The organism is Sphingomonas natans, from assembly GCF_030546695.1.
GTDB classification, from domain to species: Bacteria; Pseudomonadota; Alphaproteobacteria; order Sphingomonadales; family Sphingomonadaceae; genus Sphingomonas_I; species Sphingomonas_I natans.
In genome coordinates this window covers 126,831-148,172 of the sequence record NZ_JAUOTP010000012.1, presented here as the reverse complement: position 1 = coordinate 148,172, position 21,342 = coordinate 126,831, and the positions used below count along the sequence as shown (strand labels likewise).

The 21,342-nt window shown below is 68.2% G+C and carries 26 protein-coding genes; 16 read left to right on the top strand and 10 right to left on the bottom strand.

From position 1 onward, the window contains the following. Positions 1 to 49 precede the first annotated feature (49 nt). The 4 genes from Q4F19_RS20895 to proS form a co-directional block, all read right to left on the bottom strand. The gene (locus Q4F19_RS20895; RefSeq protein ID WP_303546721.1) at positions 50 to 451 is read right to left on the bottom strand and encodes a VOC family protein; all 402 of its coding nucleotides are present in this window, start codon (positions 449 to 451) and stop codon (positions 50 to 52) included. A gap of 80 nt (positions 452 to 531) precedes the next feature. Beyond that, positions 532 to 1,236 carry an ABC transporter ATP-binding protein gene (locus Q4F19_RS20890; RefSeq protein WP_431312441.1) on the bottom strand — a complete coding sequence of 235 codons (705 nt, stop codon included), beginning with the start codon at positions 1,234 to 1,236 and terminating at the stop codon, positions 532 to 534. Continuing rightward, on the bottom strand, positions 1,229 to 2,476 hold the full coding sequence (locus Q4F19_RS20885; RefSeq protein WP_303546717.1) for a lipoprotein-releasing ABC transporter permease subunit: 1,248 nt from the start codon (positions 2,474 to 2,476) through the stop codon (positions 1,229 to 1,231). The genes Q4F19_RS20890 and Q4F19_RS20885 overlap by 8 nt, the downstream gene beginning before the upstream one ends. Before the next feature lie 100 nt (positions 2,477 to 2,576). Beyond that, positions 2,577 to 3,893 carry a proline--tRNA ligase gene (gene proS, locus Q4F19_RS20880; protein WP_303546716.1) on the bottom strand — a complete coding sequence of 439 codons (1,317 nt, stop codon included), beginning with the start codon at positions 3,891 to 3,893 and terminating at the stop codon, positions 2,577 to 2,579. Positions 3,894 to 4,340: 447 nt separating this feature from the next. On the opposite strand from proS, the gene Q4F19_RS20875 reads away from it, so the two are divergent. Further along, on the top strand, positions 4,341 to 4,490 hold the full coding sequence (locus Q4F19_RS20875) for a hypothetical protein (RefSeq protein ID WP_303546714.1): 150 nt from the start codon (positions 4,341 to 4,343) through the stop codon (positions 4,488 to 4,490). Between the two features lie 40 nt (positions 4,491 to 4,530). Next, complete coding sequence (locus Q4F19_RS20870) at positions 4,531 to 4,707, top strand: hypothetical protein (RefSeq protein ID WP_303546712.1); 177 nt, start codon at positions 4,531 to 4,533, stop codon at positions 4,705 to 4,707. A gap of 30 nt (positions 4,708 to 4,737) precedes the next feature. On the opposite strand, the gene Q4F19_RS20865 is transcribed toward Q4F19_RS20870, so the two are convergent. After that, entirely contained in the window at positions 4,738 to 5,088 is a 351-nt protein-coding gene (locus Q4F19_RS20865) for an ArsR/SmtB family transcription factor (protein WP_303546710.1), read from the bottom strand. A 109-nt stretch (positions 5,089 to 5,197) separates the two neighbouring features. Between Q4F19_RS20865 and Q4F19_RS20860 the strand changes: the two genes are divergently transcribed. After that, complete coding sequence (locus Q4F19_RS20860) at positions 5,198 to 5,941, top strand: glucose 1-dehydrogenase (protein ID WP_303546708.1); 744 nt, start codon at positions 5,198 to 5,200, stop codon at positions 5,939 to 5,941. 43 nt (positions 5,942 to 5,984) lie between these two features. Here Q4F19_RS20860 and Q4F19_RS20855 read toward each other — a convergent pair whose 3' ends face one another. The 4 genes from Q4F19_RS20855 to tpiA all read right to left on the bottom strand — a co-directional run bounded on the left by Q4F19_RS20855 (position 5,985) and on the right by tpiA (position 9,560). Further along, complete coding sequence (locus Q4F19_RS20855; protein ID WP_303546707.1) at positions 5,985 to 7,619, bottom strand: CTP synthase; 1,635 nt, start codon at positions 7,617 to 7,619, stop codon at positions 5,985 to 5,987. A 214-nt stretch (positions 7,620 to 7,833) separates the two neighbouring features. Continuing rightward, positions 7,834 to 8,172 carry a preprotein translocase subunit SecG gene (gene secG / locus Q4F19_RS20850; protein WP_303546705.1) on the bottom strand — a complete coding sequence of 113 codons (339 nt, stop codon included), beginning with the start codon at positions 8,170 to 8,172 and terminating at the stop codon, positions 7,834 to 7,836. Between the two features lie 36 nt (positions 8,173 to 8,208). Continuing rightward, positions 8,209 to 8,775, bottom strand: a complete 567-nt coding sequence (locus tag Q4F19_RS20845) for a hypothetical protein (protein WP_303546703.1) — start codon at positions 8,773 to 8,775, stop codon at positions 8,209 to 8,211. 38 nt (positions 8,776 to 8,813) lie between these two features. Further along, positions 8,814 to 9,560: a triose-phosphate isomerase gene (tpiA, locus tag Q4F19_RS20840; RefSeq protein ID WP_303546701.1), complete on the bottom strand. Its 747-nt coding sequence runs from the start codon at positions 9,558 to 9,560 to the stop codon at positions 8,814 to 8,816. Positions 9,561 to 9,688: 128 nt separating this feature from the next. On the opposite strand from tpiA, the gene Q4F19_RS20835 reads away from it, so the two are divergent. The 4 genes from Q4F19_RS20835 to Q4F19_RS20820 all read left to right on the top strand — a co-directional run bounded on the left by Q4F19_RS20835 (position 9,689) and on the right by Q4F19_RS20820 (position 15,078). Continuing rightward, positions 9,689 to 11,611, top strand: a complete 1,923-nt coding sequence (locus Q4F19_RS20835) for a peptidylprolyl isomerase (RefSeq protein WP_303546699.1) — start codon at positions 9,689 to 9,691, stop codon at positions 11,609 to 11,611. Between the two features lie 142 nt (positions 11,612 to 11,753). Further along, a complete protein-coding gene (gene trpE / locus Q4F19_RS20830) occupies positions 11,754 to 13,262 on the top strand; it encodes an anthranilate synthase component I (protein ID WP_303546697.1) in 1,509 nt (502 codons plus the stop codon). Positions 13,263 to 13,568: 306 nt separating this feature from the next. Next, positions 13,569 to 13,925: a DUF983 domain-containing protein gene (locus Q4F19_RS20825; protein WP_303546696.1), complete on the top strand. Its 357-nt coding sequence runs from the start codon at positions 13,569 to 13,571 to the stop codon at positions 13,923 to 13,925. A gap of 91 nt (positions 13,926 to 14,016) precedes the next feature. Next, on the top strand, positions 14,017 to 15,078 hold the full coding sequence (locus Q4F19_RS20820) for a DUF2235 domain-containing protein (RefSeq protein ID WP_303546695.1): 1,062 nt from the start codon (positions 14,017 to 14,019) through the stop codon (positions 15,076 to 15,078). Between the two features lie 18 nt (positions 15,079 to 15,096). Here Q4F19_RS20820 and Q4F19_RS20815 read toward each other — a convergent pair whose 3' ends face one another. Then, on the bottom strand, positions 15,097 to 15,219 hold the full coding sequence (locus tag Q4F19_RS20815; RefSeq protein ID WP_303546693.1) for a hypothetical protein: 123 nt from the start codon (positions 15,217 to 15,219) through the stop codon (positions 15,097 to 15,099). Between the two features lie 51 nt (positions 15,220 to 15,270). Here Q4F19_RS20815 and Q4F19_RS20810 point away from each other — a divergent pair, with 51 nt between their 5' ends. The 9 genes from Q4F19_RS20810 (at position 15,271) to Q4F19_RS20770 (ending at position 21,070) form a co-directional block, all read left to right on the top strand. Then, positions 15,271 to 15,864, top strand: a complete 594-nt coding sequence (locus Q4F19_RS20810; protein WP_303546692.1) for an anthranilate synthase component II — start codon at positions 15,271 to 15,273, stop codon at positions 15,862 to 15,864. After that, positions 15,861 to 16,856 (top strand): anthranilate phosphoribosyltransferase, encoded by a 996-nt coding sequence (gene trpD / locus Q4F19_RS20805; protein ID WP_303546690.1) that lies wholly within the window; start codon positions 15,861 to 15,863, stop codon positions 16,854 to 16,856. Before Q4F19_RS20810 ends, trpD begins: the two co-directional genes overlap by 4 nt. Positions 16,857 to 17,025: 169 nt before the next feature. After that, positions 17,026 to 17,331, top strand: a complete 306-nt coding sequence (locus Q4F19_RS20800; RefSeq protein WP_303546689.1) for a hypothetical protein — start codon at positions 17,026 to 17,028, stop codon at positions 17,329 to 17,331. Then, positions 17,328 to 17,489, top strand: coding sequence for a hypothetical protein (locus Q4F19_RS20795; protein WP_303546687.1), 162 nt, complete (start codon positions 17,328 to 17,330; stop codon positions 17,487 to 17,489). The genes Q4F19_RS20800 and Q4F19_RS20795 overlap by 4 nt, the downstream gene beginning before the upstream one ends. Before the next feature lie 57 nt (positions 17,490 to 17,546). Then, positions 17,547 to 18,338: an indole-3-glycerol phosphate synthase TrpC gene (gene trpC / locus Q4F19_RS20790; protein WP_303546686.1), complete on the top strand. Its 792-nt coding sequence runs from the start codon at positions 17,547 to 17,549 to the stop codon at positions 18,336 to 18,338. After that, positions 18,335 to 18,802, top strand: a complete 468-nt coding sequence (gene moaC, locus Q4F19_RS20785; RefSeq protein WP_303546684.1) for a cyclic pyranopterin monophosphate synthase MoaC — start codon at positions 18,335 to 18,337, stop codon at positions 18,800 to 18,802. The genes trpC and moaC overlap by 4 nt, the downstream gene beginning before the upstream one ends. Next, positions 18,802 to 19,980: a molybdopterin molybdotransferase MoeA gene (locus Q4F19_RS20780; RefSeq protein WP_303546682.1), complete on the top strand. Its 1,179-nt coding sequence runs from the start codon at positions 18,802 to 18,804 to the stop codon at positions 19,978 to 19,980. The genes moaC and Q4F19_RS20780 overlap by 1 nt, the downstream gene beginning before the upstream one ends. A gap of 59 nt (positions 19,981 to 20,039) precedes the next feature. Continuing rightward, complete coding sequence (lexA, locus tag Q4F19_RS20775) at positions 20,040 to 20,717, top strand: transcriptional repressor LexA (RefSeq protein WP_303546680.1); 678 nt, start codon at positions 20,040 to 20,042, stop codon at positions 20,715 to 20,717. Between the two features lie 11 nt (positions 20,718 to 20,728). Next, on the top strand, positions 20,729 to 21,070 hold the full coding sequence (locus Q4F19_RS20770) for a VOC family protein (RefSeq protein ID WP_303546678.1): 342 nt from the start codon (positions 20,729 to 20,731) through the stop codon (positions 21,068 to 21,070). The last annotated feature ends 272 nt before the right edge of the window (positions 21,071 to 21,342 follow it).

The following is a 21,342-nucleotide window of genomic DNA, read 5'->3' as shown; positions in this document are numbered from 1 at the left end:
TAGGCCGATATCGCAAGCAGGCGCGGCGGCGGCGCGATCACCGCACCCTCTAGCGATAGGAGGAGATCTCGATCAGATTGCCGTCGGGATCGCGCACATAGACCGAGCAGATCGGTCCGCGGGCACCGCTCTTGGTAACGGGGCCAAGCTCGATCAGCACGCCGCACTGCCCGACATGCGCGACCACCGCATCCGGCGTTGCCGGGGTCAGAAAGCACAGATCGGCGCTGCCCGCGCAGGGCATCCGCCCCGTGAACCAGGTCTCCTGAGAGGCGTCGACGGGGCGAAGATTGATCTTGTTCTGGCCGAAGGTCATGCTCGTGCGCATCTCGCCCGAGGCAGACCGGGCGTCCGTGCGGTCCATCCCCAGCACGCGCCCATACCAGGCCGCCGAAGCGCCGACGTCACGGACATTCAGGACGAGATGATCAATGGCGTCGACGGTCAGCATCAGCGGCTCCTGCAAGACGGGAGGAACGCACGAGCCCGAACCGGCGATCCGCATGCGCACATCCCGCGGGGCCTCGCGCTTTATGCCAGCACGCCCTCGTGCAGGCGCAGCACGCGGTCCATCGCCGCCGCCAGCCGCTCGTTATGCGTGGCGATCAAAGCCGCCGCGCCCTCGCCGCGCACCAGCCGCACGAATTCGGCGAGCACGCGATCGGCGGTCTTCTCGTCGAGATTGCCGGTCGGCTCGTCGGCCAGCACCAGCAAAGGCCGGTTGGCCAGCGCGCGCGCGACCGCGACGCGCTGCTGCTCGCCACCCGACAGCGCCGCTGGGCGATGGTCGAGCCGTTCGGCCAGCCCGAGCGTCGACAGCAGGTCGTTGGCGCGCGTTTCCGCCGCCGGCTTCTTCGTGCCGCGCACGAGCTGGGGCAGCACGACATTCTCGGTCGCGGTGAAATCGGGCAACAGATGGTGGAATTGATAGACGAAGCCCAACGTCTCGCGGCGCAGCTTCGTCCGGCCGCGATCGTCGAGCGACGCGGCTTCCTGCCCGCCGATCCGGATCGAACCCTCGAACCCCCCTTCGAGCAGCCCTACCGCCTGGAGCAAGGTCGACTTGCCCGAGCCTGACGGGCCTAGCAGCGCCACGATCTCGCCCGCCTTCACCGACAGATCGACCCCGCGCAGCACGTGGATCGTCTTGCCACCCTGCGTGAAGGAGCGGGCAAGGCCGGTCGTGCCCAAGACTTCGCCTGCGAAGTCGTTCAAACGGCGTACCTCGTCACTCATAGCGCAGCACCTGCACCGGATCGGTCCGCGCCGCGCGCAGTGCCGGATAGAGCGTGAACAGCAGGGACATGACCATCGTCATCACGACGATCGACAGCACCTCGACCGGATCGGTGCGCGAGGGCAGTTCGGTCAGGAAGCGGATCTGCGGATCCCACAGATTCTGCCCCGTCACGAGCTGGACGAAGTTCACGACGCCCTGGCGGTAATAGAGGAAGATCGCCGCGAGGATCAGCCCGCCGATCGTGCCGAGCGCGCCGATCGTCAGCCCGACCGTGACGAAGATCCGCACCATCGACGATCGATCCGCGCCGACCGTGCGCAGGATCGCGATGTCGCGAGTCTTGGCGCGCACCAGCATGATCAGCGAGGAGAGGATGTTGAACGCCGCGACGACGATGATGATCGAAAGGACGATGAACATCGTCACCCGCTCCACCTGCAGCGCCTCGAACAGGCTCGCGTTCATCTGTCGCCAGTCGCGCACCTCGGCGACGCCCTTCGCCGCGGCGGCGACGGGCTTCAAGATCTGCTCGACGCGATCGGCATTCACCGTCTGCACCTCGACCATGCCGACCGCATCGCCCATCATCAGCAACGTCTGAGCATCCGCGATCGGCATGACGACGAAGGCGTTATCGTAATCGTAGATGCCGACCTCGAAGACGGCGGCGACGCGATAGGAAACGATGCGCGGCACCGTCCCGAACGGCGTCGTCTGCCCCGCCGGGCTGATCAGGCTGATATCGCCGCCGATGCCGACACCCAATTGCTCGGCCAGCCGCGCCCCCAGCGCGACCGTGCCGGCGCCCGGCGCGACCATCTTGATGTCGCCTGCGACGACGTTGCCGCCGATCTGCTTTCCCTGGATCTCCTGCTCGCGCATGCCGCGCAGCAGCACGCCCTCGACCCGCCCCGCCGCGCTCGCCATCAAGGGCTGCTCGATCAGCGGCACCGCCGAGGTCACGCCCTGCGTCTTCTGCGCGACCTCCACGATCCGCCGCCAGTCGGGCAATTTGCCGTCATAGCCCTGGATCACGGCATGGCCGTTGAGCGCGGTCGTCTTGTCGAACAGTTCGGCGCGGAAGCCGTTCATGACCGACATCACGACGACGAGCGCGGCGACGCCGAGCATCACGCCCATCAAAGCGAAGCCGACGACGACCGCGATGATCCCCTCGCCCTTGCCGGGCCACAGATAGCGCCGCGCGATGAGGCGTTCATAGGGGTTCAGGAACATCGGATATACGCCGATCGGCACTCCGGCGAATGCCGGAGTCCTGGATGAGGGGCGGCGCGCTCAACGGCCTGGATTCCGGCCTTCGCCGGAATATGGAGACTCACTTCGCCGAAACCCGCGCCACCGCATCTTCGGGCGACAACTCGACCTTCTCACCCGTCGCGCGCCGCTTCACTTCGACGACACCGTTGGCCAGCCCCTTCGGCCCGACCACGATCTGCCAGGGCAGGCCGATCAGATCCATCGTCGCGAACTTGGCGCCGCCGCGCTCGTCGCGATCGTCGTACAGCACCTCGACGCCCGCCGCGGTCAGCGTCGCGTACAGATCGTCCGCCGCCGCCGCGCAGGCCGCATCGTCTGCGCGCATGTTGATCAGCCCCACCGCATAAGGCGCGACCGCGTCGGGCCAGACGATGCCCTTGTCGTCATGGCTCGCCTCGATGATCGCGCCCATCAGCCGGCTGACGCCGATCCCGTAGCTGCCCATCTGCGGCACGATTTCGGTGCCGCCCGGCCCCTGCACCTTGAGACCCATCGAGTCCGAATATTTGGTGCCGAAATAGAAGATGTGGCCGACCTCGATCCCGCGTGACGTGCAGAGCGCCTCGCCCGCCTCGCGCTCGCGGTCCAGGTCGCGCTTCTCGTCGGTGGCGGCATAATCGGCGGTCAGCGCGCCGACGAACTCCTGCAAAGCCACCGCGTCGTCCGCATTCACGTCGAGCGCGCGATCCTGCTCCCAGGCAGTGTGATAGAAGACTTCGCTTTCGCCGGTCGGGGCGAGCACGATGAATTCGTGGCTGAGGTCGCCGCCGATCGGGCCGGTATCGGCCTGCATCGGGATCGCGCGCAGCCCCATCCGCTTGTAGGTGCGTAGATAGGCCACGAACATCCGGTTGTAGCTGTGGCGTGCGCCGGCCTCGTCCAGATCGAACGAATAAGCGTCCTTCATCAGGAATTCGCGGCCGCGCATCACGCCGAAGCGCGGGCGGACCTCGTCGCGGAACTTCCACTGGATGTGGTAGAGCGTGCGCGGCAGATCGCGATACGAGCGCGCCGCATCACGGAAGACGCTCGTGATCATCTCCTCGTTGGTCGGCCCGTAGAGGATCTCGCGATCGTGCCGGTCGGTGATGCGCAGCATCTCCGGCCCATAAGCGTCGTAACGGCCCGATTCGCGCCACAGATCGGCCGATTGCAGCGTCGGCATCAGCAATTCGATCGCGCCGGCGCGATCCTGCTCCTCGCGCACGATCTGCGAGATCTTCTGCAGCACGCGCAGCCCGAGCGGCAGCCAGGCGTAGATTCCCGCGGCGGTCTGCCGCACGAGGCCCGCGCGCAGCATCAGCTTGTGGCTGACGATCTGCGCCTCGGCGGGCGATTCCTTCATCACGGGCAGGAAATAACGGGAAAGGCGCATGGTCGTCCGTCGCTGTGGCGGGGGAGGTCGCTGCTTAGGGCCTGATCGTCCGCCGGGGAAGCGCAACGCATCGCAGGCGTACACCTGACCCGAACGCATGACGCACGTTAACCTTCCGCCGGCGACGCACTTCCGGCCGAACCGGGCTCTGTTGCGCGAAAAACACAGGGTGGAACCTTTCGCAATGTTAGCCTCTCATTAACGATGACAACGCAGGGAAGCCTCCGCTAGGCACCTCTCACGGACGACGGCCAATGGCTCGGGTTCGGGGAGGCTACGGCCCCGCACGGTGAAAACCGGAGCGAGTGGGCCGGGCACAGATCGGGGGCTGACGAGCGATCGTCACGCAGGCGCCCGGGCTACCTCAAGGGGTGGCCCGGGCGTTTGCCGTTTCAGCGGCACCTTTCCCGCCGGCCCGGCGTTCTTCTCCCGACAAAGGAGACGCCCATGGCAAGCCAACCCCCAGGCCCCGACGGCCCCGTGCCGACCCCGGTCGACGATCCGGTCCCCTCGCCGATCGATCCCGTGCCGCTGGAGCCGAGCGATCCCGTCGCGAACCCGGCGCCCGCTGGCAATCCGCTCTACGAAGGCCCCTGAGCTTCACCCGGTCTTAACCGCGGGGCGGTATCCCGCCGTCATGGTACCGCTCCGCTGGATCTTCCGCAGCCGCTGGGCGGCCCTGCTCTGGGCCGGCGGCATCTGCTATTCCGCGGTCCAATTCGCGGGCGGGGATGCGCCCTCGGTCAGCGCCGCCAATTCGGCGGACGGTCTGAAGGCCGCGTCCGCCGCCCTCAACGCCGAAGATCCGGAATAGCGAGACGCCGAAGGCGCACTCGCGGAATGCTTACTCGGCCACCTTAGCCACCGACGCCTGTTCCTTGCCATGTGCGTCGAGGATGGCGGCGATGAGTCCCGGAAAGCGCCCGTCCACCTCGCCGCAGCGCGAGGAATTGCGCACCTCTACCCCATGCCGCTCCGAGCGGATCAGCCCCGCTTCGCGCAGCACCTTGAAATGTTGCGACAGCGACGATTTGGGAATCACCCGATCGCCGACCGCCGCGAAGGCCGAGCAATTCTGGATGCAGGCGCCCGTGGCGATCGTGGCGAAGATCTCCGCGCGCACGGGATCGGACAAGGCATGCAGGATCGCCTCCAGCCGCACATCGTCGATCGAGGGATGAACCAGCGTCCGCATCTTTTTTAGTTAGGGGGGCTTGAACGCGAGTTCAATTGTTCCGATTTCCTGAACTACGGGACTAAGCGCGCCACTCCGGCGATCCGCATGTCCCGCAGGACTTGAAATCATGTCGAAACTCGCAGGCAAGGTCGCCATCGTCACCGGCGCATCCAAGGGCATCGGCGCCGGCATCGCCCGGGCGCTGGCAGCCGATGGCGCCGCCGTCGTCGTCAATTATGCTTCGAGCAAGGCCGGCGCCGAGGCGGTCGTGCAGGAGATCGTCGCCGCCGGCGGCACGGCCGTCACCGTGCAGGGCGATGTTGCCGATGCCGCGCAGGCGCAGGGCATCGTCGATGCCGCGATCGAGCATTTCGGTCGGCTCGACATCCTCGTGAACAATTCGGGCGTCTATGGCTTCGCCTCGATCGACGACATCACCGCCGATCAATATCGCTACATGTTCGACATCAACGTGCTCGGCCTGCTGCAGACGACGCAGGCAGCCGCGAAGCATCTCGGCGAGGGCGGCAGCGTGATCAACATCTCGTCCGCGATCACGAAGATCCTGCCCCCGGCATCGGCGGTCTATTCCGCGACGAAGGGCGCCGTCGACGCGATCACCGGCGTTCTCGCCAAGGAGCTCGGGCCGCGCCAGATCCGCGTCAACGGGATCAGCCCGGGCGTCGTCGAGACCGAGGGCTCGCACACGGCCGGCGTCATCGGCTCCGACATGGAGCGCGGCTTCGTCAGCCAGACCCCGCTCGGCCGCACCGGCCAACCCGACGACATCGCCCGCGTTGCGGTGTTCCTCGCCTCCGACGAATCGCGCTGGATCACCGGCGAGACGCTCACCGTCAGCGGCGGCCTGTAACTGCGGCATCGCGGCGCCCCGAAACCGGTTCGGGGTGCCGCGATCAGACCAAACGACTCTGCCGCAGCGCCGCCTCGATGAAGCTCGCGAACAAAGGATGCGGCTCGAACGGCTTGGACTTCAGTTCCGGGTGGAACTGGACGCCGATGAACCACGGATGGTCGGGCCGCTCGACGATCTCGGGCAGCGTCCCGTCGGGCGACATGCCCGAGAAGCGCAGACCGCCTTTCTCCAGCGCGTCCTTGTAATGGACGTTGACCTCGTAGCGGTGGCGATGCCGCTCCGAGATCGTCTCGCTCTCGTAGATCGAGGCGACATGGCTGTTGCCGGCGAGGCTCGCTTCATAGGCGCCGAGCCGCATCGTGCCGCCCATGTCGCCGCCGGCCGCGCGCGTCTGCAGGCCTTCGGCGCTCATCCATTCGGTGATCATGCCGACGACCGGCTCGTCGGTCGGGCCGAATTCGGTGGTCGAGGCGCCCTCGATTCCCGCCGTGTTCCGCGCGCCTTCGATGCAGGCCATCTGCATGCCCAGGCAGATGCCGAAATAGGGCACCTTGCGCTCGCGCGCGAAGCGGACGCTGGCGATCTTGCCCTCGGATCCGCGCTCGCCGAATCCGCCGGGGACGAGGATCGCGTGGCACGGCTCCAGCTTGGCGGCGAGCTCGTCCGAATCCTGCTCGAACATCTCGGCGTCCAGCCAGCGGATATTGACCTTCACGCGGTTGGCGATGCCGCCATGGACGAGCGCCTCGCTCAGCGACTTATAGGCGTCCGCCAGCCCGACATATTTGCCGACGACGCCGATCGTGACCTCGCCCTCGGGATTGGTCATGCGATCGATGATGTCGTCCCAGCGGCGCAGATCGGGGCTGGCGCCCGGATCGATCCGGAACGAGCGCAGCACCGCCTCGTCGAGGCCGGCGGCATGGTATTGGAGCGGCACCGCATAGATGCTCTTCGCGTCGAGCGCCGGGATCACCGCATCCTCGGCGACGTTGCAGAACAAGGCGATCTTGGTGCGCTCGGCCTCGGGCAAGGGATGCTCGCAGCGACAGACGAGCACGTCGGGCTGGATGCCGAGGCTCGTCAGGTCGCGCACGCTATGCTGGGTCGGCTTGGTCTTCAGCTCGCCCGCGGCGGCGATATACGGCACGAGCGTCAGGTGAACGAAGCAGGTATTGTCGCGCCCCAGATCGTTCCGCAGCTGGCGCAGCGCCTCCATGAAGGGCAGCGATTCGATGTCGCCGACGGTGCCGCCGATCTCGCACAGCACGAAATCGAGATCCTCGATGTCGGCCAGCGCGAACGCCTTGATCTCGTTCGTGACGTGCGGGATCACCTGCACCGTCGCGCCGAGATAGTCGCCGCGCCGCTCCTTCGTGATGATGTCGCGGTAGATGCGGCCCGAAGTCACATTGTCCGATTGCCGCGCGGAGACGCCGGTGAAGCGCTCGTAATGGCCGAGATCGAGATCGGTCTCCGCGCCATCGTCGGTGACGTACACCTCCCCATGTTGATACGGGCTCATCGTGCCCGGATCGACGTTGAGATAAGGATCGAATTTCCGGATCCGGACGCGGTATCCACGCGCTTGGAGGAGCGCCGCGAGCGACGCCGCCATCAGGCCTTTGCCAAGCGAGGAGACCACGCCGCCGGTTATGAAAATGAACCGCGTCATGGGAGAAAAGGCTTAGACGGGGGATGCTGCGTTAGGCAAGCGCTGGCGGACCGGCGCGCGATTTCCATCCACAGGAAAAGCATCCTCCCCGGCACGGGGAGGGGAACCAGCCGCAGGCTGGTGGAGGGGGATCGCAATGGGCGCGTCCCCCATCTGGAGAGCCCCCTTCGTCATCGCTGCGCGATACCACCTCCCCGTTCCGGGAGGGATAAGATTATTTCGCGAGCGGGACCGCGCCGTTATCGGCAGCAGGCGCCACGGGCGCGGCCGGAGCCGTCGAGACCGGCGCCGCCTTGCGCGCCAGCGACGTATCGATCTTGCGCGGGCCCGTCTGCAACGTCGCGAGCGCGGCGAGGCCGATGCTCATGACGATGAACAGGGTGCCGAGGATCGAGGTCGCGCGCGTCAGGAAGTCGGCCGCGCCGCGCGCGCTCATCAGCCCGCCCGAATTGCCGCTGGAGGTCAGGCCGCCGCCTTCCGATCGCTGGATCAGGATGACGCCCACGAGGGCAGCGGCGATGATCGCGTGAATGACGAGCAGGAAGGTGAACATGGGCGCGCCGATAAAGGATGCGGGCCTCGGGGGCAACTATCCCTTCGGTGTCTCGGACGCCCGCGCCTCGGGCTCGCGCCGGCGCGCGCTGCCGCCTTTCTCCTTCTCGGCGCGGACCACCTCCAGATCGTGATCGAGCGCGGCGGCAAGCAGCCGCGGCCGCCACGCTTCCTCCAGGCTGCGCGCCATCTGCCGCGCGAAGGACAGGTCGAACAGCAGCCGCCCGTCCTGCGTGATCTTGAGCAGATGGTTGCGATAGCCGCGCTCGATATCGATGCAGCGCCCCATCGCGCCGTCGACGATCTCGCCGCGGCCGGGCTTGAGCTCGGCCCAGTGGGTGATGCTCTCGAGCGCGCAGAGCTTCCAGTCGTTGAGCGCGGTGTCGGCGGCAAGCGCTTCCGCATCGCCGGTGGCACCGTCGTGCCGCGCGATCATTTCTTCGGGCGTGAAGGCGGGCAGTTCCTGCAGGCCGAGGAAATAGGCCGCGCTGACCTTGCCGAGCGCGATCCCCTTGGCGTCCACCTTGGCAGGCGGAGCCTCGGTCTGGGCGGAGACCCCCGTCGCAAGAGCGAAGGCGAAGAGCGGGAGAGCAAGGAGACGCATTTCGCCCGAACGGTCGCGCCGGCCCAAGGGTCCCTCGCTCAGAGCGCAGCCGTTGCTTCGATGATCGGCACGAACAAGGCGGCGGTCAGGCTCGCGCCGCCGACCAAAGCGCCGTCGACATTGGGCACCGCCATCAGCTCGGCGGCATTGTCGGGCTTCACCGAGCCGCCATAGAGGATGCGGACGCGCGGCCCTTCCTCGCCGAGCAACTCGTCCAGCTTCGCGCGAATCAGCCCGTGCATCTCGGCGACGTCGCGCACCGACGGCGTCCGCCCCGTGCCGATCGCCCAGACGGGCTCATAGGCGATCACGAGATTGTCCGCGGTGCCCGCAGGCGGCACAGATCCCTGCATCTGGCCCGACACGACCATGCCCGCCTTGCCGGCGTCGCGCTCGGCCTCGGTCTCGCCGACGCACAAGATCGCGGTCAGGCCCGCCGCCAGCACCGCCCAGGCCTTGGTCTGCACGTCGGCGTCGGTTTCGCTCTGGTCGGCGCGGCGCTCGCTATGCCCGACGATCACATAGGTAGCACCCAGATCGGCGATCATCGTCGCCGAGATGCAGCCCGTATGCGCGCCCTTCTCGGCATGGTGGCAGTCCTGCGCGCCGATCGGCAGCGAGGGCGCCTGCGCGATCGCGGCATCGATCAATGTGAAGGGCGGGCAGATCGCGACATCCAGCGAAGGGGCGCCGGCCGCCGCATCGGCGATCGCGCCCAGCTCGGCCAGCGCGGCGCGCGTACCATTCATCTTCCAATTGCCCGCCACCAGCTTCCGCAACGCCATACTCTGCCCCCGCCCGCGATTCTCTCCGATCGGCTAGCAGGGCGGGCCGATCCCGCCAACGCTTGTCGGCCGGGCGCGTGAGGCCTAAGGGCGATCCCCTTCCCCGCTCTTCATTTCCGGGTTTCCAGATGCTCGCCTTTTTCCGTCGCGCCCTCGGCTCCTGGTATGTCCTGGGATTGTTCGGCATCATCCTGATCGCCTTCATCGTCACCGGCGTCAGCTCGCCTTCGGGCATGGGCGGGCTGACCGGCCCCGGCGCGGACAATGTCGCCACGGTCGATGGCAAGGCGATCCCGACGACCGATATCGAGCGGCGCGCGCAGAACCAGCTTGCCCAGGCGCGCCAGCAGCAGCCCGATCTCGACATGACCAAGCTGCTCGCCGCGGTCGGCGGCGTCGGCCCGATCGTCGATCAATATATCAGCGGCCGCACTTTGGAGGCCTGGGCGACGCGCCACGGCATCGTCGCCAGCGATCGCCTGATCGACGGCGAGGTCGCCAGCATCCCCGCCTTCCAGGGCACGACCGGCCGGTTCGACGAGAAGGTCATGCGCTCGATCCTCGCGCAGCAGCGCATCAGCGAAGTTTCCTTGCGCGACGGCATGCGCGGCGATCTGATCCGCCGCCAGCTGCTCATCCCGATCAGCGCGGGCATCCGCCCGACCCCGGCGATGATCGAGCCTTATGCCGGCGTGCTCGTCGCCAACCGCTCCGGCCTCGTCGGCATGATCCCGGCCAAGCCCGAGGCGGTGAAGCCGCCGACCGACGCCGACGTCGCCGGCTGGTACAAGAGCCACATCGCGGCCTACTCGCTGCCCGAGCGCCGCGTGCTGCGCTATGCCGCGCTCGATATCGCCCCGGCGGTGCCGACCGACGCCGAGATCGCCGCCCAGTACAAGGCCGACGCCGCCAAATATGCGCCGAGCGCCGCGCGCACGCTCAGCCAGGTGATCCTGCCGAGCGAGGCCGCCGCGAAGGCGCTCGCCGCCAAGGTCCAGGCCGGCACGCCGTTCGCCGATGCCGCCGCCGCCGCCGGCTTTGCCGCCAAGGACATCGCGCTCGGCGAGCAGCAGCGCGACATGTTCGAGACGATCACGTCCAAGCCGATCGCCGACGCGGCCTTCACCGCCTCGGCCGGCGCGATCACCGCGCCGCTCAAGTCGGTGCTCGGCTGGCACGTCGTCCATGTCGATGCGATCAACGACAAGCCCGGCAAGACGCTGGAGCAGGCCAAGGCCGATGTCGTCGCCGATCTCGTCAAGATGAAGCGCGCCGAGGGCCTGTCCGCACTCGCGACCAAGATCGAGGATGCGGTCGGCGACGGCGCGACCTTCGACGAGATCGTCAAGGCCAATGCGCTAAAGGTCGCGACGACCCCGGCGCTGACCGCGACCGGCGTCTCCCCCGCCGATCCCGCCTTCAAGCCCGATCCGGTCGTGACGGCATTGCTCAAGCCCGGCTTCGTCGCCGGCGCCGACGACGAGCCCTCGCTCGAGCGCACCGGCCCCGACGGCGCGGCTTTGCTCGATGTCGCGCGCATCGATGCGGCGGCGCCCGTGCCGCTCGCGCAGGTCCGCCCGCGCATCCTCCAGGACCTGATCGTCGATCGCGCGCAATCCACCGCGCGCGCCACCGCCAAGGCCTTGCTCGACCAGATCAACAAGGGTGGCGACATGGCAGCCGCCTTCGCCAAGGCCGGCCTCGCCGCGCCCGCGCCGATCTCGGCGAGCCAGCTGGAGCTGAGCCGGATGCAGCAAGCGCCCGCCGCCGCGCGCACCCTGTTCCAGATCCCCCCCGGCAAGGCGACGCTCGCGCCTGCGCCGACCGGCTGGTTCATCATCAAGGTGCTCAAGATCGATCCCGCCGCACCGCAGATGCGCACGACGATCGCGCAGCAGATGCGCGCCGATCTCGGCCGCGCGATGGGCGATGAGCTGCTCGAGCAATTCTCGCACGCGGCGGCGGCCGAAGTGACCGTCAAGCGCAACCCCAAGGCGATCGCCGATCTCGGCAAGCAGCTCACCGGGCAGGCGCCCGCCGAGGGCCAGTGATCCGGATCGAGACAAGCCTTCTCGACCCGTTCGTGCTGAGCCTGTCGAAGCACCGTCCCTCTTCTGAGCCGAGGCAGGAAGGACGGCACTTCGACAAGCTCAGTGCGAACGGACGGGGAAACTCGATGACGGTTTCAATGTCGTGATCGGCGGAGACGATGCAGTCGCGCGCGCCACGCTCGCCGCGGGCCGCCCCGCGCTCGTCTGGCGGCGCCAGCTCGCCGACACCGACACGCCCGTCGCGGCCGCGCTCAAGCTGATCGAGCCCGGCCGCGGCGATTTCCTGCTCGAATCGGTCGAGGATGGCGCGACGCGCGGGCGCTACAGCCTGCTCGGCCTCGCCCCCGATCTGCTGTTCCGCGCGCGCGGCCGCGAGGCCGAGATCAACCGCCGCTGGCTGACCCAACCCGACGCGTTCGAACCCGTCCCCGGCGATCCGCTCGCGGCGCTCCGCGCTCTGGTCGGCGAATGCCGGATGGACGTGCCGGAGGGCCTGCCCCCCGCTCTGGCCTGCCTCGTCGGTTATTTCGGCTACGAAACGGTCGGACTCGTCGAGAAGCTCCCCAGACCTGCCCCGAACCCGCTCGATCTGCCCGACATGCTGTTCGGCCGGCCGACCCTGCTGCTCGTCTTCGATCGCCTCGCCGACATTCTCTTCCTCGTCGCGCCCGTCTGGCCGGCGCTAAGCGATCCCGATGTCCAGATCGCCGACGCGGTCGAGCGGATCGAGACCGCCGCCGCGCGCCTCGCCGCGCCGCTGCCCGCAGCCGCGCGCAACCCCGGCGAACTGCCCGATGTCGCGCCGACACCGATCCTGCCCGCGGGCCGCTATGGCGAGATGGTCGCGGCGGCAAAGGAGTATATCGCGGCAGGCGACATCTTTCAGGTCGTGCTCGCGCAGCGCTTCACCGCGCCATTCCCGCTGCCGCCCTTCGATCTCTATCGCGCGCTGCGCCGGATCAACCCGTCGCCCTTCCTCTACCATCTCGATCTGCCCGGCTTCGCGCTGACCGGATCGAGCCCGGAGATCCTCGTCCGCGTCCGCGATGGCGAGGTCACGATCCGCCCGATCGCGGGCACGCGGCCGCGAGGGCGTACGACCGAGGAGGATGCCGCGAACCGCGAGAGCCTGCTCGCCGATCCCAAGGAGCGCGCCGAGCATCTGATGTTGCTCGATCTCGGCCGCAACGATGTCGGCCGCGTCGCCAAGGCCGGCACGGTCCACGTCACCGAAAGCTATGCGGTCGAGCTCTACAGCCACGTCATGCACATCGTCTCGAACGTCGCCGGCCGGCTCGATCCCACGAAGGACGCGCTCGACGCCCTGTTCGCGGGCTTCCCGGCAGGCACCGTCTCGGGCGCGCCCAAGGTCCGCGCCTGCGAGATCATCGCCGAACTGGAGCATGAGACGCGCGGCGCTTATGCCGGCTGCGTCGGCTACTTCTCGCCCGACGGGAATATGGACAGCTGCATCGTCCTGCGCACGGCGGTGGTGAAGGACGGCGTCATGCACGTCCAGGCCGGCGCGGGCATCGTCGCCGACAGCGATCCGGCCGGCGAACAGCGGGAATGCGAGCAGAAGTCCGGTGCGCTCTTCGCGGCCGCGCGCGAGGCGATCGCCCAGGCGGGGGCGGCGAGGTTCGGGCAATAGGGTCGCCTTACCGAGTTCCTCCCCATCGCAGATGGTGAGGGGGACCGCCGAAGGCGGTGGAGCGGCCGCCGCAAAGCGGCGGTGAGCGTCAGAGACTCACCCCTCCACCATGCTGCGCCCTTCAACGTCGCCTGCGGCGTCGCTCAGGACAGGCATGGTCCCCCTCCCCATGCTCGCATAGGGAGGAACTGACGTCTGCAACCCGGTCAATGCGGCTATCCCGGACAAATTGTCCCAGCGCCCGAACCGGCAATGACGCACCCGCGTTGACGCTCTATATCCGCTCGACGGAAGGGAAGCTTCGTAATGCCCAGACTCAGTTTCGGCGAAGGCATCACGCGCGGCCTCAAGCGCCACTGCCCGCATTGCGATTCGCCGACGCTGTTCCAAGGCTATCTCAAGGTGCGCCCGATCTGCCCGGTGTGCAGCGCGGACAATGGCCAGCACCGCGTCGACGATATTGCCTCCTACGTGACCGTGCTGCTGGTCGCGCACGTGCTGATCGCGCCGGCTCTGGCGGTACCTTGGTTCTGGGGGCTGCCGCTCTGGGCGGCGCTCACGATCCTGCTCTCGGCGATGACCGCCGCGACGCTCGCGGCTCTGCCCTTCATCAAGGGCGGCGTGATCGGCGCACTGACCGTGACGAGCCAGCCCGCCGTCTGATCGGGGCGTTCGCCGGCCGTTGACAGAAGGCTTGCCTTGATCGGAATGTGCCTGGAGACGGTTTTCCGTCGGCTCTCTGGGGAGGGGGGAGATGGCGAAGACGCTGGTCGTCTGTTGCGACGGCACATGGAACACCGCCGATCAGGCAGGCGGCCCCACGAACGTCACCAAGATGGCACGCGCCATCGTACCGATGAGCCCGGAAGGACGCGCCCAGATCGTCTATTATGACGAGGGTGTCGGCGTCGGCAATGTCGTCGAGCGGTTCGTCGGCGGCGCGATCGGCACTGGCCTCGCCGAGAATGTGCAGCAAGCCTATCGCTTCTGCTGCCTGAATTATGAGCCCGGTGACAGCATCCTGCTGTTCGGCTTCTCGCGCGGCGCCTTCACCGTGCGCAGCCTCGCGGGACTGATCGGGCTGGTCGGTCTGCTTCGCAAGGGCGACCTCGAATATATGCCCGACATCTGGACGCGCTACCGCACGGCTCCCGCGGAGCGCACCGGTCTGCCGGATCCGCAATGGAAGGATGCGCGCGAGGCCGACATCGATCTGGTCGGGGTCTGGGACACGGTCGGGTCGCTCGGCATTCCCGGCAACTGGTTTCGCGGGATCGCCCGCGCGCGCTACGCCTTCCACGACGTCCGCCTCGGCGCCAAGATCCAGCGCGCTTATCATGCCCTGGCGATCGACGAGCAGCGCAAGAATTTCGCGCCCACGATCTGGGACACCAGCAATCTCAGGAAGGGACAGATCGTCGAGCAGCGCTGGTTCGCGGGCGTCCATTCCAATATCGGCGGCGGCTACCGCGATCGCGTCCTGTCCGACATCACCTTCCTGTGGATGTGCGAGAAGGTGGGACAGTTGCTGGCGTTCGACCAGCCGTATCTCGAAACCAAGGTTCACCGTGTCGCCGAAGGCATGGCCGAAGGGCAGCTGGTCAATTCCGCGGCAAGCCTATTCTATCGGGCGCTGGGAAAGAAGGTGCGGGTCATCGGCGCGGACGCGAGCGAGGGGGTGCATCCGAGCGCCATCGCTCGCTACAAGATCGGGCAAAGCGATCACGACCCCGTGCCCTATATTCCCTTTCCCTACGACCCCAAAAACATGACGCTGTTCTTGGACCAGCGTCAGCCGGCTGGCGGAGCTAGCTAGGCGGAGCGCGAACGGGCTTCACGCGAAATTGCCGCCGCCGGGCTCGCCTTCCTCCTCGATCTGTTCCTCTTCGTCGCCCTCGGGTTCGGTCGGCGTGAAGTCCAGATCGTCGGGGTCGGGATCTTCGGGTCCGCTTGTCATCGTCGCTCTCCTCGGGTTTCGCACAACCACAAAGCGCATTAAGGGCACCACATGATCCTCGTCGTCGACAATTACGACAGCTTTACCTGGAACCTCGTCCACTACCTTCAGGAGTTGGGCGCGGAAGTCGAGGTCGTGCGCAACGATGCGATCGGCGTCGGCCAGGCGATGACATCGGGCGCCGAGGCCTTCCTGATCTCGCCCGGCCCCTGCACCCCCAACGAGGCGGGCATCAGCCTCGATCTCGTCGCCGCCTGCGCCGAGGCCCGGCGTCCGCTGTTCGGCGTCTGCCTCGGCCATCAGGCGATCGGGCAGAGCTTCGGCGGCACCGTCGTCCGCGCCGCCGAGCTGATGCACGGCAAGACCTGCCCCGTCATCCACGACGGCACCGGCATCTATGAAGGCCTGCCCTCGCCCTTCACCGCGACGCGCTACCATTCGCTGATCGTGCGCGAGGAGGATCTGCCCGCCTGCCTCATCGTCAATGCGCGCGCGCCCGACGGGACGGTGATGGGCTTCCGTCACGAGAGCCTGCCGATCCACGGCGTGCAATTCCATCCCGAAAGCATCGCCACCGAACATGGCCATAAGATGCTCGCCAATTTCATGCGCCTCGCCGGCATGAAGGTGCTGGAGCGCGCGTGACGACACTGGCGTTGCTGCCCGATCCCGCGCGGCCGCTGGAGGGCCATGTCGCCGAACAGGCCTTTGCCGACATCCTCGACGGCAAGGTGCCCGACGAGAGCGTCGCCCATTTCCTGTCCGAAATGGCGCTGCGCGACGAGACGAGCATCGAGATCGCCGCCGCCGCGCGCGCGCTGCGCCACCGGATGATCCCGATCAGCGCGCCGGCGAATGCGATCGACGTCTGCGGCACGGGCGGGGACGGCGCGCACAGCCTCAACATCTCCACCGCGGTCGCGATCGTCGTTGCCGCCTGCGGCGTGCCCGTCGCCAAGCATGGCAACCGCGCCGCCTCGTCCAAATCGGGCGCGGCCGACGTGCTGGAGGCGCTCGGCCTGAACCTCGATCGCGCCGCCGCGACCGCCGAGGAGAGCCTCGCCGAACTCGGCATCGCCTTCCTCTTCGCGCAGAAGCACCACCCCGCGCTCGGCCGGCTCGCCCCGATCCGCCGCACGATCGGCCGCCGCACGATCTTTAATATCGTCGGGCCTTTGTGCAGCCCGGCGCGCGTCACCCGCCAGCTGATGGGCGTCGCGCGCGTCGATTATCTGCATACGGTCGCCGAGGCGCTGGAGCTGCTCGGCAGCGAGGCGGCGATGATCGTCTCGGGCGAGGAAAGCCTCGACGAACTGTCGATCGCCGGCCCGAGCCAGATCGTCGCGACGGGCCTCTGCGCGGTGTCGGAGGCAAGGATCGCGCCCGAGGATGCGGGCCTGACCCGCCACCCGCTCGATGCGATCCGCGGCGGCGATTCTGCTTACAACGCCGCCGCCCTCGCCGCTCTGCTCGACGGTGCACCCGGCGCCTATCGCGACGCGGTGCTGCTCAACGCCGCCGGTGCGCTGATCGTCGCCGGCAAGACCGATGGCTGGACGAACGGCGCGCAGATCGCCGCCGACGCGCTCGACAGCCGCGCCGCGCGCCGCCTGTTCGAGGCCTGGATCGCGTTTTAACGACCACGCTTCGGCACACCTGCATTGCCGAATGTCACGCGCGGATTTTAGCGCTGCAATCCCGTGCAATTCCCCCGTGACGTGTCTTTCCGACAACATCGCCACGGATCGCCTCCCCCCTTTTCCAAGCGATCCGGCCCGATGCCAGCCAGGAAAGGCGTGATCGCCCATGAAGATGTTTCCCCCCATCGCCCCGCAGCCCGAACCCGACATCCGCCTGATCGACAACACCTTCGCCCCCGAGATACTCGCCACCGGCATGTCGGGCCTGTCGCTGATGAACGGCGTCGTCACGATCACGTTCGAAAGCCTGCACTGCGATCATTCCAAGTCGCCGCCGCCGATGGAGCGCGTCGTCGTCGCCCGCCTGACCACCCCCGTCGCCGCGGCGCAGGCTTTGCTCGTCGGCCTCCACCAGTTTCTCGGCCAGCACGGCCTGAGCCCGCTTACCCAGCCGACGGAGACCTGCCAGTGACCTATGTCCCGCTCTCCACACTGGTCCCCTCGCCCGCCGCGCGCGGCGTGAATTGCGTCGTCGATCGCGTGACCGCGGCGATGCCGGGCTTCCACGCGACGAGCCTTTCCTACAGCCTCGGCGTCTGCTTCTTCGGGAGCCGCCGGCCGCGGCGCTGACCGTTCCGCCATACCCGCCCTTCCACCGGACCGAAACGCTGGTGTAGGGCGGGCGCCATGAGCAACCGCCTCACCCAGATCCTCGTCGACAAGCGCGTCCACGTCGCCGCGCGCAAGACCCAGCTCAGCCTGTCGACCCTCGAAGCGCAGGCCGGCGGCCAGACGCGGCCGCGCGGCTTTCGCGCCGCACTGGAGGCCAAAGCGAAGGCCGGCGGCTACGGGCTGATCGCCGAAATCAAGCGCGCCTCGCCCTCCAAGGGGCTGATCCGGGCCAATTTCGATCCGCCCGCGCACGCCCGTTCCTATGAAGCGGGCGGCGCGGCGTGCCTCTCGGTGCTGACCGACATGCCCTATTTCCAGGGCGCGGACGAGTTCCTCGTCGCCGCGCGCGCGGCCTGTGCACTGCCCTGCCTGCGGAAGGATTTCATGGTCGATCCCTGGCAGGTGCTGGAGGCGCGCGCCTTGGGCGCCGACGCGATCCTGATCATCGTCGCCGCGCTGGACGACGGGGCGATGGCCGAGATCGAGGCGGCGGCGCTCGGGCTCGGCATGGACGTGCTCGTCGAAGTCCATGACGCGGCCGAGATGGAGCGCGCACTCTCGCTCCGATCGCGCCTGATCGGGGTCAACAATCGCGACCTCAGGGATTTCTCGGTCGATTTCGCGCGGACCTACGATCTCGTCGGCCGCGCGCCCGAGGGCTGCACCTTCGTTGCCGAGAGCGGGCTGACGAACCGCGCCGATCTCGATGCGATGGCCGCGCATGGAGTCCGCTGCTTCCTCGTCGGCGAAAGCCTCATGCGGCAGGCCGATGTCGAGGCGGCCACGCGGGCGCTGCTCGCGGCATGACACGCCTCACGCATCTCGACGAGGCGGGCGCCGCGCACATGGTCGATGTCTCGGCCAAGCCCGCGACGAAGCGCGAGGCGATCGCCGCCGGGCGCATCGCCATGTCGCCCGAGGCGCTCGCCGCGATCCGCGACGGGGCGCTCGCGAAGGGCGATGCGCTCGCCGTCGCGCGCGTCGCCGGGATCATGGCCGCCAAGCGCACCCCCGATCTGATCCCGCTCTGCCACCCGATCGCGATTGCGAAGGTGGCGATCGATCTCGCGATCGAGGCCGACGGCATCGCCTGCACCGCGACCGTCGCCACCACCGGCCCGACGGGAGTCGAGATGGAGGCGCTCACCGCCTGCACCGCCGCTTTGCTGACGATCTACGACATGGCCAAGGCGATCGACCGCGGCATGACGATCGAGCGCGTTTCGCTCCTCGCCAAATCGGGCGGCCGCTCGGGCGAGTGGCGGGCCTGATGCTGGCCGTCGCCGAGGCGCAGGCGCGCCTGCTGGCGCTGGCCGAGCCTCTCCCGATCGAGACCGTCCTTCTCGCCGAAGCCGCCGGACGCTTCGCCGCCTCGGCCGTTGCCGCCCGCCGCACCCAGCCCGCCGCCGACCTCTCGGCGATGGACGGCTATGCGATCCGCTTCGCCGATCTGCCGGGGCCATGGCGCGTCGTCGGCGAGAGTGCGGCCGGCGCCGGCCTCGATCGCGCGATCGGCGCGGGCGAGGCGGCGCGAATTTTCACGGGCGCGCCGCTGCCGGCCGGCGCCGACACGATCCTGATCCAGGAGGAGACCAGCCGCGACGGCGATCGCGTCTCCCTTACCGGCGACGCCCCCGCGCGACAGGGCCTGTTCGTCCGCCCGAAAGGCTCGGACTTCACCGACGACGCGCCCCTGATCGCGCCCGGCGCCCGCCTGACCCCCGCGCGCATCGCGCTCGCCGCGATCGGTGGCCACGGCTGCCTCGCCGTCCGCCGCCGCCCGTGCGTGACGATCCTCGCGACCGGCGACGAACTGGTCGAGCCCGGCGCGCCGACCGCAGGCGTGATGCTCCCCTCTTCCAACGGGCCGATGCTGGCGGCGATGCTCGGCGACGCCGCCGACGTCACGCTCCACGCCATCGTCCGCGACGATCTCGATGCGCTTGCCCAAGCCATCACCGAAGCCGCCGCCCACGCCGACATTCTCGTCACGATCGGCGGCGCCTCGGTCGGCGATCACGATCTCGTCCGCCCCGCGCTCTCCCGGGCCGGGGCGGAACTCGATTTCTGGCGCGTCGCGATGCGTCCCGGCAAGCCGCTCATGGCCGGCCGTCTCGGCGGGACGACCGTCCTCGGCCTGCCCGGCAACCCCGTCTCAGCCTTCGTCACCGCCACCCTGTTCCTGCGTCCGCTCGTCGCGCACCTCGCCGGCGCGGCCGATCCGTTACCCACGACGCACTACCTCCCCATCGCCGATACACTTCCCGCCAATGGCGAACGCGCCGCATATCTGCGCGCGCGGATCGCGGACGGCGCGCTCCATGTGCTGCCCGATCAGGACAGCGCCTCGCTCTCGACGCTCGCCGCTGCCGACGCGCTCGTCATCCGCCCGCCGCACGCGCCGGCCCTCCCCGCAGCCGCCAGCGCCGCGTTCCTGCCGCTCGCTTGACAGCGACTCGATCGTTTCCTACACGTTCCGCATACGTTCCTCGCCTTCAGGAAAAAGCGATGCTCACCGTCAAGCAACATGAGCTGCTCTGCTTCATCAACGATCGCCTGAACGAGACCGGCGTCTCGCCCTCGTTCGAGGAGATGAAGGACGCGCTCGATCTCAAGTCCAAGTCGGGCGTCCACCGCCTGATCTCGGCGCTCGAGGAACGCAGCTTCATCCGCCGCCTGCCCAATCGCGCGCGCGCGCTCGAAATCGTCAAGCTGCCCGATGCGGTGAAGGCCAAGACCAAGCCCGGCAAGAGCGCGGACGTGGTGACGCTGAAGCCCAAGACCGCGCTGCCTCCGGTCGCGAACGACGTGCTGGAAATCCCGCTCCACGGCCGCATCGCCGCGGGTCTGCCGATCGAGGCGATGGAGGGGCAGACGAGCCTGTCGGTTCCCGCCGCTCTGCTCGGCCCCGGCGAACATTATGCGTTGGAAGTGTCGGGCGATTCGATGGTCGAGGCGGGCATCCTCGACGGCGATTATGCGCTCGTCCGCAAGGCCGATACCGCGCGCGACGGCGAGATCGTCGTGGCGCTCGTCGACGAGAGCGAGGCGACGCTCAAGTTCTTCCGCCGCGAAGGGACGATGGTCCGCCTCGATCCCGCCAATCGCGCTTATGATCCGCAGCGCTACAAGCCCAACCAGATCCGCATCCAGGGCAAGCTTGCCGGCCTGCTCCGGCGCTACTGAGGACGAAGGCGATGGTGCGCGGACGGATCGACTTCATCGAATTGCCCTGCGGCGACGTCGCCGAGATGCAGGGTTTCTATGGGGCGGTGTTCGGCTGGGAGTTCGAGCAGTTCGGCCCGACCTATGCCTGCACGATGACGGGCGACGTCGATATCGGCTTTCAGGCCGATACGCCCGAACAGTCCGATGCGCCCCTGCCCGTGATCCAGGTCCCCGATCTCGAGGCGGCGCTCGCCTCGGTCGAAGCCGTCGGCGGCGACGTCACCCGCCCGATCTTCGCCTTCCCCGGCGGCCGCCGCTTCCACTTCCGCGACCCCGCCGGCAACGAGATCGCCGCGCACAAGCCGGATTGAGGGGGCGGGGCGGGATCCGACGCTTAACGACTGCTAATGGTGGTGAGCGGACGTTTGGCTCCCCTCCCTGGAAGAGCATCAGGTGAACAGCGCCCCCGCGCTGTTCAGGTCATGCTGGGGGCATGACCGACCTGATGCTGGGCTGGGGGTGGGTCGCCATCCACCGATGCGCTCGGCTGGACAGCAACCCACCCCTCAATCCCCTCCCTTTCAGGGAGGGGAGGTAACGGCGGCAATCGTGTGAGCGAACGCTCAGCAAGCCCTCTCCGCTT